General features: G+C 72.7%; 14 protein-coding genes. 7 read left to right on the top strand and 7 right to left on the bottom strand.

The annotated features are described in order from the left end of the window. The first annotated feature begins 58 nt into the window (after nucleotides 1–58). From ACF062_RS34820 to ACF062_RS34805, 4 genes are all read left to right on the top strand, one after another. Nucleotides 59–1696, top strand: a complete 1638-nt coding sequence (locus ACF062_RS34820; RefSeq protein ID WP_392143587.1) for a penicillin-binding transpeptidase domain-containing protein — start codon at nucleotides 59–61, stop codon at nucleotides 1694–1696. Between the two features lie 101 nt (nucleotides 1697–1797). Further along, nucleotides 1798–3528 carry a penicillin-binding transpeptidase domain-containing protein gene (locus ACF062_RS34815; protein WP_392143586.1) on the top strand — a complete coding sequence of 577 codons (1731 nt, stop codon included), beginning with the start codon at nucleotides 1798–1800 and terminating at the stop codon, nucleotides 3526–3528. Between the two features lie 96 nt (nucleotides 3529–3624). Then, nucleotides 3625–4131 carry a YbaK/EbsC family protein gene (locus tag ACF062_RS34810; protein ID WP_392143585.1) on the top strand — a complete coding sequence of 169 codons (507 nt, stop codon included), beginning with the start codon at nucleotides 3625–3627 and terminating at the stop codon, nucleotides 4129–4131. Then, a complete protein-coding gene (locus tag ACF062_RS34805; protein WP_392143584.1) occupies nucleotides 4128–4979 on the top strand; it encodes an EamA family transporter in 852 nt (283 codons plus the stop codon). The genes ACF062_RS34810 and ACF062_RS34805 overlap by 4 nt, the downstream gene beginning before the upstream one ends. Before the next feature lie 124 nt (nucleotides 4980–5103). Here ACF062_RS34805 and ACF062_RS34800 read toward each other — a convergent pair whose 3' ends face one another. Both ACF062_RS34800 and ACF062_RS34795 read right to left on the bottom strand, forming a co-directional pair. Further along, nucleotides 5104–5787, bottom strand: a complete 684-nt coding sequence (locus tag ACF062_RS34800; RefSeq protein ID WP_392143583.1) for a permease prefix domain 1-containing protein — start codon at nucleotides 5785–5787, stop codon at nucleotides 5104–5106. Further along, complete coding sequence (locus ACF062_RS34795) at nucleotides 5784–6125, bottom strand: helix-turn-helix transcriptional regulator (protein WP_356573851.1); 342 nt, start codon at nucleotides 6123–6125, stop codon at nucleotides 5784–5786. Before ACF062_RS34795 ends, ACF062_RS34800 begins: the two co-directional genes overlap by 4 nt. Before the next feature lie 77 nt (nucleotides 6126–6202). On the opposite strand from ACF062_RS34795, the gene ACF062_RS34790 reads away from it, so the two are divergent. Together ACF062_RS34790 and ACF062_RS34785 are read left to right on the top strand one after the other, a co-directional pair. Then, complete coding sequence (locus ACF062_RS34790) at nucleotides 6203–6664, top strand: hypothetical protein (RefSeq protein ID WP_392143582.1); 462 nt, start codon at nucleotides 6203–6205, stop codon at nucleotides 6662–6664. After that, the gene (locus tag ACF062_RS34785; protein WP_392143581.1) at nucleotides 6661–6930 is read left to right on the top strand and encodes a hypothetical protein; all 270 of its coding nucleotides are present in this window, start codon (nucleotides 6661–6663) and stop codon (nucleotides 6928–6930) included. The genes ACF062_RS34790 and ACF062_RS34785 overlap by 4 nt, the downstream gene beginning before the upstream one ends. 1 nt (nucleotide 6931) lies before the next feature. Here the strand turns inward: ACF062_RS34785 and ACF062_RS34780 are convergent, their stop codons facing one another. The 4 genes from ACF062_RS34780 to ACF062_RS34765 all read right to left on the bottom strand — a co-directional run bounded on the left by ACF062_RS34780 (nucleotide 6932) and on the right by ACF062_RS34765 (nucleotide 10874). Continuing rightward, nucleotides 6932–8098: a serine hydrolase domain-containing protein gene (locus tag ACF062_RS34780; protein ID WP_392143580.1), complete on the bottom strand. Its 1167-nt coding sequence runs from the start codon at nucleotides 8096–8098 to the stop codon at nucleotides 6932–6934. A gap of 67 nt (nucleotides 8099–8165) precedes the next feature. Beyond that, nucleotides 8166–8954, bottom strand: a complete 789-nt coding sequence (locus tag ACF062_RS34775; RefSeq protein WP_392143579.1) for an energy-coupling factor ABC transporter ATP-binding protein — start codon at nucleotides 8952–8954, stop codon at nucleotides 8166–8168. Next, nucleotides 8930–9691 carry a cobalt ECF transporter T component CbiQ gene (cbiQ, locus tag ACF062_RS34770; RefSeq protein ID WP_392143578.1) on the bottom strand — a complete coding sequence of 254 codons (762 nt, stop codon included), beginning with the start codon at nucleotides 9689–9691 and terminating at the stop codon, nucleotides 8930–8932. The genes ACF062_RS34775 and cbiQ overlap by 25 nt, the downstream gene beginning before the upstream one ends. Nucleotide 9692: 1 nt before the next feature. Then, nucleotides 9693–10874: an energy-coupling factor ABC transporter permease gene (locus ACF062_RS34765; protein WP_392143577.1), complete on the bottom strand. Its 1182-nt coding sequence runs from the start codon at nucleotides 10872–10874 to the stop codon at nucleotides 9693–9695. A gap of 231 nt (nucleotides 10875–11105) precedes the next feature. Between ACF062_RS34765 and ACF062_RS34760 the strand changes: the two genes are divergently transcribed. After that, nucleotides 11106–11453, top strand: a complete 348-nt coding sequence (locus ACF062_RS34760) for an SsgA family sporulation/cell division regulator (protein WP_392143576.1) — start codon at nucleotides 11106–11108, stop codon at nucleotides 11451–11453. 12 nt (nucleotides 11454–11465) lie between these two features. Here ACF062_RS34760 and ACF062_RS34755 read toward each other — a convergent pair whose 3' ends face one another. After that, nucleotides 11466–13715 carry an MMPL family transporter gene (locus ACF062_RS34755; protein ID WP_392143575.1) on the bottom strand — a complete coding sequence of 750 codons (2250 nt, stop codon included), beginning with the start codon at nucleotides 13713–13715 and terminating at the stop codon, nucleotides 11466–11468. Nucleotides 13716–13792: the final 77 nt, after the last annotated feature.

Genomic DNA, 13792 nt, shown 5'->3' with positions numbered 1-13792 from the left:
CCGAAGGAACGACCTTCCCGTATGCCTTCGGGAAGGCTCCTGGGGAGGGGAGCGCATCGTGCGCAAGGGAGCAAAGGCCGCTCTGGTCGGCGGGATCTTCGCCGTCATGGTGGGGGGCGCCGGTTATGGCACGTACAACCTGGTGAACGGGGTGACCGGGGGCGGTGGGTCCACCGGAGCCGGACCGGCCCCCTTGCGGACCGGGCCGCCGACCAGCGGTGAGGTCCGGGAGACCGCGCGGAAGTTCCTCGACGCGTGGGCGGCGGGCGACGCCCGGCAGGCGGCGGGGTACACGAACGACGACGCGGCGGCATCGGACGCCCTGGCCGGCTACCGCGAGGACGCGCACGTCTCCAAGGTGAAGCTGACGCCGAAGCGGGCGTCCGGCGCGCACGTGCCGTTCTCCGTGTCGGCCACCGTCTCGTACAAGGGGAAGAGCAAGCGGCTCGCCTACGACTCCAAGCTCACCGTCGTGCGGGGTGAGACCACGGGACGCGCGCTCGTCGACTGGTCGGAGAGCGTCCTGCACCCCTCCCTGGAGAAGGGCGACACGCTCGTGACGGGTGAGGCCGCGGCGCCGCCCCTGAAGACGGTGGACCGCGCGGGCGTCGCCCTGCGCAAGAAGGACTACCCCTCGCTCGGACCGATGCTGGACGCGCTGCGAACCAAGTACGGCGAGAAGGCGGGCGGCACACCGGGCGTGGAGCTGTACGTGCAGCCGGCGGACGGGGGCTCCGAGGCGGTGACGCGCACGCTGCTCACCCTCCAGAAGGGCAAGGCGGGCAAGCTCCGTACGACGCTCAGCGCGGGCCTGCAGAAGGCGGCGGAGCGGGCGGTGCTGCGCTACGACGAGTCGTCGGTGGTGGCGCTGAAGCCGAGCACCGGTGAGGTCCTCGCGGTCGCCAACAACCGCAAGGACGCCTTCAACGCGGCGTTCCTCGGCAAGGTGGCCCCCGGCTCGACCATGAAGATCGTCACGGCGGCGATGCTCATCGACAAGGGCGTCACCAAGGCGAGCGGCCCGGCGCCCTGCCCGGCCACGGCGGTCTGGCAGAGCCAGACCTTCCCCAACCTCAAGGGCATGGCCCCGGACGAGTCCGCGACGTTCTCGGACAGCTTCGCGCGCTCCTGCAACACCGCGTTCGTGAAGCTCATCGACGAGGAGGGGCTGACCGACGCCTCCCTCACCGAGGTGGCACAGAACAACTTCGGCCTCGGCAGGGGCGACTGGAAGGTCGGCGTCTCCTCCTTCGACGGAGCCGTCCCGCCCGCCCCGGGCCCGGACCGCGCCGCCAACGCCCTCGGTCAGGGCAAGGTCCAGATGAGCCCGCTGGACATGGCCTCGGTCACGGCGACCGCGATGACGGGCACCTTCCGGCAGCCGGTCATCGTGCCGCGCTCCTTGGACGGCCGCGAACTGGCCACCGCCCGGGGCCTGCCCGCCCCCACCGTCGCGCAGCTGCGCCAGATGATGCACCGCACGGCGGTCAGCGGCACCGGGGCGCGTGCCATGGCCGGCCTGACCGGGGACGTCGGGGCGAAGACGGGCTCGGCGGAGGTGGACGGCCGGGCGGAGTCCGACAGCTGGTTCACGGGCTACCGCGGCGATGTGGCGGCCGCCGCGATGGCACAGCGGGGCGGGCACGGCGGTGACGCGGCGGGGCCGATCGTCGCGGACGTCCTGCGCGCGGGGTAGGGCTTCGCCGGGCGGCAAAGTGGTCGAGGGCTTCTCCGTACGCCTCTAAGGTGGCCTTTCGGTGAGGAGCATGGGCAGCTCTGGGGAACTGCGGAGGGTTTGTGGGCAAGCGAAGGCGCGCCACTGAGCGCAAGAGCGTCGGAGTGCGGAACGTGCGGGTGCGCAGGGGCGTGCTCGCCGGGGCGGCGGCCGTCGTCGTGTGCGGCATGGGGGCCGCCGCGTTCGCGCTCTCCGGTGGCTCGGCGTCCGGCGAGGCGACCGGCGAGGAGAAGTCGGTGCCGACGGGTCCGCCCACGTCCGCCGAGATCCGCGCGACCTCGCGGGAGTTCCTGACCGCCTGGGCGGAGGGTGACGTGGCGCGGGCCGCCGCGCTGACGGACGACCGCACGGCGGCGAGGAAGGCCCTGACGTCCTACCGCAAGGACGGCCGGCTCACGAAGGTGCGGCTGAAGCCGGGCAAGCGCTCGGGCGCCGAGGTGCCGTTCAAGGCGGCCGCCATGGTGTCGTACGAGGGAGTGAGCAAGCCCTACTCGTACGCGTCCGAACTCACCGTGGTGCGCAGGAAGAGCGACGGCGAAACGCTGGTCGACTGGCGCCCCTCGGTGCTCCATCCCGAGCTGCGGCCGGGGGACCGCCTGGTCACCGGTGAGGCGGGCGACCCGCCGATCAAGGCGGTGGACCGCAAGGGCGCCGAGCTGACGGCGGCGAAGTACCCCTCGCTCGGCGCGGTCCTCGACAGCCTGCGCGAGAAGTACGGCAAGAAGGCCGGTGGCACGGCGGGCGTCGAGCTGCGGGTGGTGCGGGCGGAGGACGGCAAGGCGACCGGGAAGTCCGGGAGGGCGGAGAACGACGCCAAGGCCGATGACGGCGCCAAGCCGGTGCCGGACAAGACGCTTCTGACGATCGCGCCCGGCACCCCGGGGACGCTGAAGACCACGTTCAGCGGCTCGCTCCAGGCCGCGGCGGAGCGGGAGACGGCCAAGCGGAAGCAGGCGTCCGTGGTCGTCGTGAAGCCGAGCACCGGGGAGATCCTGGCCGCCGCCAACTCCAACCCGACCGGTTTCAACACGGCCTTCCAGGGCTCCCTCGCGCCGGGCTCGACGATGAAGGTCGTCAGCGCGTCGATGCTGCTGGAGAAGAAGCTGGCGGGGGTGGACAAGAAGCACCCGTGCCCCAAGTACTCCACGTACGGCGGCTGGAAGTTCCAGAACGACGACAAGTTCCAGATCAAGAACGGCACGTTCCGGGCGAGCTTCGCGCGCTCCTGCAACACGGCCTTCATCAGCCAGGCCAAGAAGCTGGAGAACGACTCCCTGACCCGGCAGGCACAGGAGGTCTTCGGCCTCGGCCGGAACAACTGGTCGATCGGTGTGCCGACCTTCGACGGCGCGGTCCCGGTGCAGGCGGACGCGCAGATGGCGGCGTCTCTGATCGGCCAGGGCGGAGTGCGGATGAACCCGCTCAACATGGCGTCGGTGGCGGCGACGGTGAAGTCCGGCACGTTCAGGCAGCCGTACCTGGTCTCGCCGGACGTCGACGACCGCGCACTGGCGACGGCACCGCGCAAGATGTCGGGGGCGACGGCGGCGGCGCTGCGCGACCTCATGCACTACACGGCGGTGGCCGGCACCGCGGCGGAGCCGATGCGGGGCCTCGGCGCCGACTCGGGCGCGAAGACGGGCTCGGCGGAGGTCGACAACCAGAAGAAGCCGAACGGCTGGTTCACGGCGTACCGGGGCGACCTGGCGTCGGCGGCGGTCGTGCGGGAGGGCGGGCACGGCGGGGAGTCGGCTGGGCCGTTGGTGCGGGCGATGCTGCTGGCGGGGAGCTGAGAGCGGCCGTACGGGATCGCGCGGCCGGGATCTCCGGTACGCCTCCGGCACATACGTGGTCGCGTGGCCGGTACACGGACCGCTAGCGTGCCGGGCATGAGCGCTACCGCACCCGAAGCATCCGATGCCCACCCCCGTTTCGCCGAGGCCCTTCGCGAACTGGGTCTGGCCGACGTGATCGGCCGGACCCGCCGCTTCCCGGAGCAGACCCGCACCGCGCAGGAGGCCGCCGCCGCGATCGGCTGCGAGCTGAGCCAGATCTGCAAGTCCCTGATCTTCGCGGCGGACGGCGTTCCCGTCCTGGTCCTGATGGACGGCGCGTCGAGGGTCGATGTGGAGCTGGTACGGCGGGAGTTGGGCGCGGAGAAGGTCACGCGCGCGAAGGCGGACGTGGTCCGGGCGACCACCGGCTACGCGATCGGCGGCGTACCGCCCTTCGGCCACGTGACCAGGACCCGGGTGCTCGCCGACCGCTCCCTGCTGGAGCACGACGTGGTGTGGGCGGCGGCGGGCACGCCGTACGCCGTCTTCCCGATGGACCCGAAGACGCTGATCGCCCACGCGGGCGGCACCGTGGTGGACGTACGCGAGACCGCGAAGTGACGCCGCTGGTCGCGGCGGCGGTCCTGCTCGCCGCCGTCACGCACGCCGGCTGGAACGCGATAGCCCACCACATCACGGACAAGCTGGTCGGCTTCACGCTCATCTCCGGCGGCGGCGCGCTGATAGGCCTGCTCCTGGCCCCCTTCGTCGCGATCCCGGCGGCGGAGGCCTGGCCGTACCTGATCCTCTCGGCGGTGATCCACGTCGGCTACTACGCCCTGCTGATGCGGTCGTTCAAGCTCGGCGACTTCGGCCAGGCCTACCCGATCGCGCGCGGCACGGCGCCGCTGGTGGTCACCGTCCTGGCGGCGGTCTTCGCGGGCGAGGTACCGGACGGCTGGCAGGCGGCGGGCGTGGCGGTGTCGTGCGCGGGCCTGACGGGCCTGGCGCTGTGGGGCATACGGGGATCGGGGCGCCGCCCGGACTGGCCTGCGCTCGGCGCGGCCCTGGCGACGGGCGTCTCCATCGCGGCGTACACGGTGGTGGACGGCCTCGGCGTACGGGCGTCGGGCTCCTCGATGGGGTACATCGCGTGGCTGATGATCCTGGAGGGCGCCGCGATCCCGCTCTACGCGGCGTACCGCTGGCGGGGCGAACTGCCCACGAGACTCCGCCCGTTCGTGGCGGTGGGCCTGCTGGGCGCGGCCCTGTCCGTCGGCGCGTACGGCCTGGTCCTGTGGGCCCAGACGAAGGCGGAGCTGGCCCCGGTCTCCGCGCTCCGCGAGTCCTCGATCATCGTCGGCGCGGCGATCGGCGCGATCTTCTTCAAGGAGCGGTTCGGGGCGCCGCGGCTGGTGGCGGCGGGGTTGATGGTGGCGGGGATCGGATTGATGCTGCACGCGGGGTAGACCCGGCCGGAACCGGTCGCGGCAACTCGCCAAAGGCGTCACGCACCTCGATCCGCACGCCGCGTGCCATCCGCGGACAGCGGGTCCCCACCTCCCGCCACACTGGCCGCCTTCGCGACAGACCCTAGCTCCGTACGCCGGTCACCGCGACGACGGGCAGCCGCGCGCACCGCCGGCAAGCGCGGGCCGAGGTCGCGACCGTTGCGTGGGCGGTGGCGGACAGGGCTCCGGCGAAGGTCAGCAGGGGCCAGTCCGTGGTCAGCGTCGCCGCCGTGGCGAGCGCGAGGGTCGCGGCGGCCATGGCTCCGCTGGCCGTGGTGCCCGCCCAGGCGACGAGCAGCGGCAGGCGTTCCGGGGTCGGGAGGCGGCGGGCGAGGCTGCCGGTGGCGGTCAGGGTCGCCGCGGCGAGCAGCGCGGCGATCGTTGCGACGAAGGCCAGGTGGACGGCCAGCAGCTGGGCGGCCGCAGGCAGTTGCCAGGCGGGGTCGTGGCCCGCGGTCCTTGCCAGGTACCAGCAGGCGAGCAGGAAGGGGGCCGTGAGCGTGACGGCCCGTGCCGTGTGCCGTGCCTGGGCGACGGTCAGTTCGCGCTGGCAGCTGGGGGCCAGCTCCTCGACGGTGCCGAACTCCCGTACCGCCTGGCGGGCGGCGTCCTCCGCAGGCAGCCCGGCATCGGCGTACGCGGCGGCCGTGTCGGCGAGGCCGTCCCGTACCTCCTCGACCAGCCGGGACTTCGCCTTGGCCGGGCCGTGCAGCGCGGCGGTCAGGTCGGCCGCGTACTCCTGTACGAGCCGGTCGGCGGGGCTCATGTGGCGAGCCCAGGGGTCGGGCCCGGGTTCAGGACCGAGCCGATCGCCTCGGTGAATTCCGCCCACGCCGCCCGCTCCCCGGCCAGCGTCGCCCGGCCGGCGTCCGTCAACTCGTAGCACCTGCGCCGCCGTTCACCGGACGACTGCCAGCTGCTGCTCAGCAGGCCGAGCCGCTCCAGGCGGTTCAGGGCCGGGTAGATCGTGCCCGTACGCAGCTCCAGCGCGCCGCCGCTGCGGCGCTGCACGGCGGCGATGATCGCGTACCCGTGCAGGGGGCCCGGTTCCAGTACGGCCAGCAGCAGTCCGTCGAGGTGCCCTCGCACCGCATCCGCCTTCATGAGTAGGCAGCCTACACAAAGTCTGCGTAGGCAGTGTATGTATTGGCTGCCAACACATAACCGCTCGGAGGTTCGGCGTGACCAAACTGCTGTTGTCCGTCCACGTGCTCGTGGCGATCCTCGCCGTCGGTTCCATCACCGTGGCCGCCTCGATGTTCCCGCGCCAAGCGCTGCGGGCGATCGGCGGCGAGGGGCCGAAGGTGGCCGCGCTGCTGCACCGGGTCTGCCGGGGCTACGCGCTCGCCGGTATCGCCGTGCCGGTGTTCGGGATAGCCACCGGCGCGCAGCTCGGTGTCCTCGGCGACGCGTGGCTGATCGTCTCGCTCGTCCTGACGGCGGGCGCGGCGGGCCTGCTGGCGCTGGCCGTCCTGCCGGGGCAGCGGGTCCTGCTCGCGCTGGCGGAATCCCCTGGAGGCGCCGAGGAGGCGGCTCGGCCCGTCGCCGCCCGGCTGACCATGCTCACCGGCGTCTTCAATCTCCTCTGGGCGGTCGTCGTGGTGCTGATGATCGTCCGCCCCGGCTCCACGACGGGAGCGTGAGCAGCGTGCGTACGCTCCGCTTCGCGGCCGCCGCCGAGGCCGCCTCGCTCGTCCTGCTGCTCGGCAACCTCTTCACCGTCCACGCGCCCGCGCTCTCCGCGCTCCTCGGCCCGCTGCACGGCACCGCGTATCTCGTCGTCATCGCGGCCACGTGGACGGCGGCCTCGGCCGCGGCACCGGGCACCCGGTGGCGCGCCCTCGTCCCCGGCGTCGGCGGGCTCCTCGTCCTGCGGCGGGTCGGGGAGCGGGCACCCGTGGCGGAGTGACCTACGCCTGCCGCAGGGCCCTGACCAGGGCCTGGGCGCGGGGGTCCGCCGTCACGCCCTTGTTCATGCCGTTGGTGACGTAGCCGAAGGCGATGCCCGACTCCGGGTCGGCGAAGCCGAGGGCGCCGCCACGGCCGGGGTGGCCGAAGGAGGCGGGGGACAGCAGCGGGGAGGCGCCGCCGTGCAGCATGTAGCCGAGGCCGAAGCGGGTGGGGACGACCAGGACGCGGTCGGGGCCCGCCGACGCCTCGGTCCTGGCCGCGTCCACCGTCGCGGGGGCGAACAGCCGGGCCGCTCCGTCCACTTCGCCGATCAGCGCGGCGTAGAACCGGGCCAGGCCGTCCGCCGTGGCGATGCCGTTGGAGGCGGGCAGGGCCGCCGCCCGGTACGCCGGGTCGTTCTCGTCCGGCAGCGGATCGATCGCCCCGAAGGCGCGGCGGGTCAGGGATGCGGGGTCGGCGTAGGCCTGCGCCACGTTCCGCTTGGGGCGGGCCCGCAGGGCACCCGGCACGGTGGGCGGCTCGATACGTCCCATCCGGCCGGCCCGCGCGGCTTCCGCTTCCGGCAGGCCCACCCAGAGGCCGAGGCCGTACGGCCGGGCGATCTCGGCGTCGATCCACTCCCCCACGGCCTTGCCCGTCACGCGCCGCACCAGCTCGCCGGTGAGCCAGCTGTAGGTCTGCGCGTGGTAGCCGTGGCCGGTGCCCGGCTCCCAGAACGGGGCCTGCGCGGCGAGAACGGCCGCCGCGAGATCCGGGTCGAGCGCCTCGGCGGGCGTGAGCGGACGGTCGAGGGCGGGCACCCCGGCGCGGTGCGCGAGGACGTGCCGTACGAGGACGCCTTCCTTGCCGCGGGCCTTGAACTCCGGCCAGTAGGTGCCGACCGGCGCGTCCAGGTCCAGTTCGCCGCGCTGCTGGAGCAGGAGCAGCGCGGCGGCGGCCACGCCCTTGGTGGCCGAGCGGATCACCTGCGCGGTACCGGACTCCCACGGGGTGTCCCCGTCGACGTCCTTCGTGCCGCCCCACAGATCCACGACCTTGCGTCCGTCCCGGTAGACGGTGACGGCGGCGCCGCGCTCCCCCCGCTCGCTGAAATTGCGCACGAAGGCGTCGCGAACCGGTTCGAAGCCGGCGGCCACCGTGCCGTGCACCCCACCCGTCACGTCCATGTCATTCATGACAAGGCCAACAGCGGCCCCGGGCCGAGGATTCCCGGGCTGTGCGCGACGGCGGGCTTCACATCGAAGCTTCGGGGGCCACCGTCCTCGGATCGAAACCGAACGGCAGCTCCAGGCGGTGGGCGCTCATCAAGGCCTCGTCGGCCAGCAGTTCGCCCGTCGGGCCGTCCGCCGCGATCACGCCCTCGCTGAGGATCAGGGCGCGGGGGCAGAGCTCCAGGGCGTACGGCAGGTCGTGCGTGACCATCAGGACCGTCACGTCCAGCGAGCGCAGGATGTCGGCCAGTTCGCGGCGCGAGGCCGGGTCGAGGTTGGAGGACGGCTCGTCCAGGACCAGGATCTCCGGCTCCATGGCCAGCACCGTGGCGACCGCGACCCTGCGGCGCTGCCCGAAGGAGAGGTGGTGCGGCGGGCGGTCGGCGAACTCCGCCATGCCGACCTGGCCGAGCGCCTTCAGCACGCGGGCCTCCAGCTCCGGGCCGCGCAGGCCGGCCGCCGCGGGCCCGAAGGCCACGTCCTCGCGGACCGTCGGCATGAACAGCTGGTCGTCCGGGTCCTGGAAGACGATGCCGACCCGGCGCCTGATCTCGGCCATGTGCTTCCTGCCGACGGGCAGCCCGGCCACCGTCACGGTCCCGGCGCCGCCGGTCAGTATGCCGTTCAGGTGCAGGACGAGGGTGGTCTTGCCCGCGCCGTTCGGCCCGAGCAGGGCGACGCGCTCGCCTCGCGCGACGGTGAAGTCGACGCCGAACAGCGCCTGATGGCCGTCGGGGTAGGCGAAGGCGAGGCCGGCCACTTCCAGCGAGGGTGCGGTCGTCACGGTCACAGGGTCCATCCCAACAGGCATACGGCGAGCGCGGAGAGGGGCAGGGCCAGCGCGTACGTCCACTGCGCCCGCGAGGCGGTCACCTCGTCGATGACCGGCATCGACCCGGTGTAGCCCCGGCTGACCATGGCCAGGTGCACCCGCTCCCCCCGCTCGTACGAACGGATGAAGAGCGCCCCGGCGGACCTGGCGAGGACGCCCCACTGCCGCACGCCCCGCGCCTCGAAGCCGCGTGACTCCCGGGCGGTCCTCATGCGGCGCATCTCGTCCGTGATGACGTCGCCGTACCGGATCATGAACGAGGCGATCTGGACGAGCAGCGGGGGCAGCTTGAGCCGCTGGAGGCCGAGGAGCAGCTCGCGCAGTTCGGTCGTGGCGGCCAGCAGTACGGAGGCGGCGACGCCGAGGGTCCCCTTGGCGAGGACGTTCCAGGCGCCCCAGAGACCGTGCGCGCTCAGGGAGAGGCCGAGTACGTCGACGCGTTCGCCCTGCGCCACGAACGGCATCAGGAAGGCGAAGGCCACGAACGGGACCTCGATCAGCAGGCGCTTGAGCAGGAACCCGGCGGGGACGCGGGCGGCACCGGCGACCACCCCGAGGAGTACGGCGTAGAGCCCGAAGGCCCACATCGCCTCACGGGGCGTGGAGACGACCACGACGACGAAGCAGAAGACCGCCGCGAGCTTGGTGTGCGGGGGCAGCGCGTGCACCGGCGAGTGCGCGCGCCGATAGAGCCGGTGGGCATGCCCCGCCCCCACGTCAGACCTCCCCGGACGCGGCCCGCCCACCGGCGCCACCCGCCTCGCCCGCGCCGGCCGTCCCGGTTACCCCGGCCGCCCCGGGCAGGCCGTCGGCCTCCGGCACAGCCACCGCGGACGCCGCCCCCGCTCCCCGGCGCCGCAGCGCCCAGAAGACCGCCGACCCCGCGACCACCGTGACACCCACGCCGATCACGCCCGCCAGACCCCCGGAAAGGCGCGCGTCGGTGATGTCCTTGACGCCGTAGTCCGCGAGCGGCGAGTCCGCCGTGGCGTGGTCCTCCGTCTTCTTGTCGATGCCCTTGTCGTGCGCGACCTTCTCCAGGCCGTCGGGGTTCCCGGAGGCGTAGAAGCTGACGACGCCCGCGAGGACGAGGGACGTGGCGATGCCCGCGAGCCACAGCTTGCGGTGGGAGCGGGCCGGCACGGCGGACGGCGTCGGTGCCGTGGCTGTAGGGGCGTCCACCAGTTCCCCGCCGACCCGCAGCTTCAGCGGCCGCGTCAGGCCGCGCGCCCCGTACACGAGATCGGGCCGTACGGCGATGACCGCGCCGACGGTGAGCGCGGTGATCGCGGCCTCGCCGACGCCGATCAGGATGTGCACGCCGACCATGGCGGTGGCGACCTTGGTGAGGGAGACGTCGGTCGTGCCGCCCACGGCGTAGATGAGGGTGAAGGCGACCGCGGCGGCGGGCACGGACAGCAGCGCCGCGACGAAGGAGGCGGCCGTGACCGAGCGGCGCCCGCGCGGAAGCACCTTCACCAGGCCGCGGAAGACCACGTAGGCGACGACGGTGGTGACGACCGCCATGTCAGTGATGTTCACGCCGAGCGCGGTCAGCCCGCCGTCCGCGAAGAGGACGCCCTGCATGAGCAGCACGACGGAGACGCACAGGACGCCGGTGAAAGGGCCGACCAGGATCGCGGCGAGCGCGCCGCCGAGCAGGTGACCGCTGGTCCCGGCCGCGACAGGGAAGTTCAGCATTTGCACGGCAAATATGAAGGCGGCGACGAGCCCGGCGAGCGGCGCGGTCCGTTCTCCCTCGCTCCCGGCCACGCTCGAACCGGCGGCACCCCCCAGCTCACGCCGTGCGCCCTTGAGGCTGAGGGCCACCGCACCCGCGGCGACGAGCCCGGCCGCGGCGGAGACGGGGGCATCGATGAATCCGTCGGGGACATGCATGGGCGCACTCCTGGGCAGGGGCCCTGGCAGGGGCAGACCGCTCTGGACCAAACCGTTCAATGATAGGTCCTTGTTGCGAACGATTTGCAAGAGCACTGCGGTCCCAATACGGCTACGCCCGGGGTGCGCGGCCCGCGCCGCGCGCCCGGAGCGATAGGCGTACATATGGGACATTGGTGAGGAAGTACGCGGCAACGGCGGCGCACGCACGCCGGGACGAGGAGTTCAGCGATGTCCGCAGTCGAGCAGTACGCACGTGCCCACCTCGTCACGGACTCCTCCGAGGGCCACCGCGCGGTGCCCGTCGTCCTGCGCTACGACGCGGAGGCCGACCCGCACACGGTGCGGATCGGCCTCCCCGGCCGTCACGAGTGGACCTTCGCCCGGCAGCTGCTCGAACAGGGCCTGCGGGCCCCGGTCACCGCCGGTGACGTGCATATCTGGCCGTGCGGCCGGGTGCAGACGATCGTGGAGTTCCACGCAAGGGAGGGGGTGACGGTCGTCCAGTTCGACGCCTCGGCCCTGATCCGCTTCCTGCGCCGCACCTACGCGGCCACCGCCACCCCGGTCACCCGCTGACCCCCGACGGGATCAGACCCGTACCGGCTCCCGCTCGGCGCCCGCCTCGCGGCCGGCCTCCTTCTCTGCCGCCGTGCGCAGCCCCTCGCCCTCGACGTCGACGTTCGGCAGCGCGCGGTCGAGCCACTTGGGCAGCCACCACGCCTTGTCGCCGAGCAGCGCGAGGACCGCGGGCACCAGCGCCATGCGGACCACGAACGCGTCGAAGAAGACCGCGATCGCGAGGCCGAAGCCGATCATCTTGACCATCTGCTCGCTGGAGCCGATGAAGCCCGCGAAGACCGCGATCATGATGACGGCCGCCGCCGAGACCACCCGGGCGCCGTGCCGGAAGCCGGTCACGACCGCCTGGCCGGGCCGCTCCCCGTGGACGTACGCCTCCCGCATGCGCGTCACGAGGAAGACCTCGTAGTCCATCGCCAGGCCGAAGACCACACCGACCATGAAGATCGGCATCATCGACATGATCGGTCCTGTCTGCTCCACGCCGAAGAGCGAGCCGAGCCAGCCCCACTGGAAGACCGCGACGACCGCGCCGAGGGCCGCGAGGACCGAGAGCAGGAAGCCGAGGGCCGCCTTGAGCGGGACCAGGACCGAGCGGAAGACGACGATCAGGAGGAGGAAGGCGAGGCCCACGACGAGCGCCAGATAGGGCAGCAGGGCGTCGTTCAGTTTCTGCGAGACGTCGATGTTCATGGCCGTGGTGCCGGTGACCATGATCTCGGCGCCGGTGTCGGAGGTGATCTCCGCACCCGTGCCGCGGATCGAGTGGACCAAATCCTCGGTCTCGATGCCGCTCGGCTTGGACGACGGCACGACGCTGATGATCGCGGTGTCGCCGGCCTTGTTGAACATGGGCGGGGCGACGGTCAGGACGTCGTCGAGCTTCGAGATCGTCTTGGTGATCTCACCGGCCGCCGCCTTCGGGTCGTCGGCGCCCCGGAGGTCGCCGACGACCATCAGCGGACCGTTGAAGCCAGGACCGAAGCCGTCGGAGACCAGGTCGTACGCCTTGCGCTGGGTCGTGGACGTGGGCTGCGCGCCGTCGTCCGGCAGACCGAGCTCCAGGTGGGAGACCGGGATGGCGGCGGCGCCGAGCCCGACGATGCCGACGAGCAGCACCGCGACCGGGCGGCGGACCACGAAGCGGGCCCAGCGGGTGCCCATGTTCGGCTTCTCGCCCCCGTTGTCCGGCTTCTCGCCGTCGGCCCGCGCGGCCTTCCTGCCGCCGAACAGCCTGCTCTTCTCACCCATGGGCATGACCCGCCTGCCCGCGTATCCGAGCAGCGCGGGGATGAGGGTGAGCGCGATGAGGACGGCGATGACGACCGTGCCGGCCGCGGCGAAGCCCATCTTGGTGAGCATCGGGATGTTGACCACGGCGAGGCCGACCAGCGCGATGACCACGGTGAGCCCGGCGAAGACGACCGCGGAGCCCGCGGTGCCGACGGCACGGCCCGCCGCCTCCTCACGGTCGCGGCCCTCGGCGAGTTCGCCGCGGTAGCGCGAGACGATGAACAGCGCGTAGTCGATGCCGACCGCGAGGCCGATCATCATGGCGAGCGTCGAGGTGGTGGTGCCGAGGTCCAGCGCGTTCGCGAGCGCCGTGATGGACGAGACGCCGATGCCCACCCCGATCAGCGCGGTGAGCAGCGGAAGCCCGGCCGCGATCAGCGAGCCGAAGGTGATGACGAGGACGACCGCGGCGACCGCGATGCCGATGATCTCGGTGGAGCCGGTCTCGGGCATGGCCTGGAGCGCGTCACCGCCGACCTCGACCGTGAGCCCGGACTTCCGCGCCTTGTCGGTGGTCTTCTCCAGCGCGTCGCGGTCCTCGTCGGTCAGCTCCATCGAGGTGACCTTGTACGAGACGGAGGCGTACGCGGTGGAGCCGTCCTTGCTGACGGTCTTGGCGCGGAACGGGTCGTCGGCGCGGGCCACGTGGTCCGAGCCGGTCTTGAGGGCGCCGACGGTCTTGACGATCTCGGCCTTGTTGGCCGGGTCCGTCACCTTCTCGCCGTCGGGCGCCTTGAAGACGACGCGGGCGCTCGCGCCGTCGGCGCTGGCCTCCGGGGCCCGCTTCTCCAGGAGGTCGAAGGCCTTCTGCGCCTCCGTGCCCGGTATGGAGAAGGAGCTGGACGCGGCGGTGGGCGCCGACGCCGCGCCGACCCAGGCGAGGGTGAGCAGCGCCACCCAGATCAGGGCGACGAAGTGCCGTCGCCGGAAGGCGAGTTTGCCGAGTTTGTAGAGGAAAGTGGCCACGAGGGCGTACTCCCGGTCAGGTCGTGGTGGCCGCGGAAGCGGGGGTCTTCCGCGGGCAGGGGAGGTGAGCCCGACGA

The organism is Streptomyces sp. NPDC015345, assembly GCF_043078805.1.
In the GTDB taxonomy this organism is placed as follows: domain Bacteria; phylum Actinomycetota; class Actinomycetes; order Streptomycetales; family Streptomycetaceae; genus Streptomyces.
This window is presented reverse-complemented; position numbering and strand designations above follow the sequence as displayed.

Excerpts from the sequence above, each read along its gene's own strand:
- ACF062_RS34800 (WP_392143583.1), bottom strand. The coding sequence starts at position 5,787 with ATGAGCCCCGCCGACCGGCTCGTACAGGAGTACGCGGCCGACCTGACC.
- ACF062_RS34775 (WP_392143579.1), bottom strand. The coding sequence starts at position 8,954 with ATGCCTGTTGGGATGGACCCTGTGACCGTGACGACCGCACCCTCGCTG.
- ACF062_RS34760 (WP_392143576.1), top strand. The coding sequence starts at position 11,106 with ATGTCCGCAGTCGAGCAGTACGCACGTGCCCACCTCGTCACGGACTCC.
- ACF062_RS34765 (WP_392143577.1), bottom strand. The coding sequence starts at position 10,874 with ATGCATGTCCCCGACGGATTCATCGATGCCCCCGTCTCCGCCGCGGCC.
- ACF062_RS34810 (WP_392143585.1), top strand. The coding sequence starts at position 3,625 with ATGAGCGCTACCGCACCCGAAGCATCCGATGCCCACCCCCGTTTCGCC.
- ACF062_RS34780 (WP_392143580.1), bottom strand. The coding sequence starts at position 8,098 with ATGGACGTGACGGGTGGGGTGCACGGCACGGTGGCCGCCGGCTTCGAA.
- ACF062_RS34795 (WP_356573851.1), bottom strand. The coding sequence starts at position 6,125 with ATGAAGGCGGATGCGGTGCGAGGGCACCTCGACGGACTGCTGCTGGCC.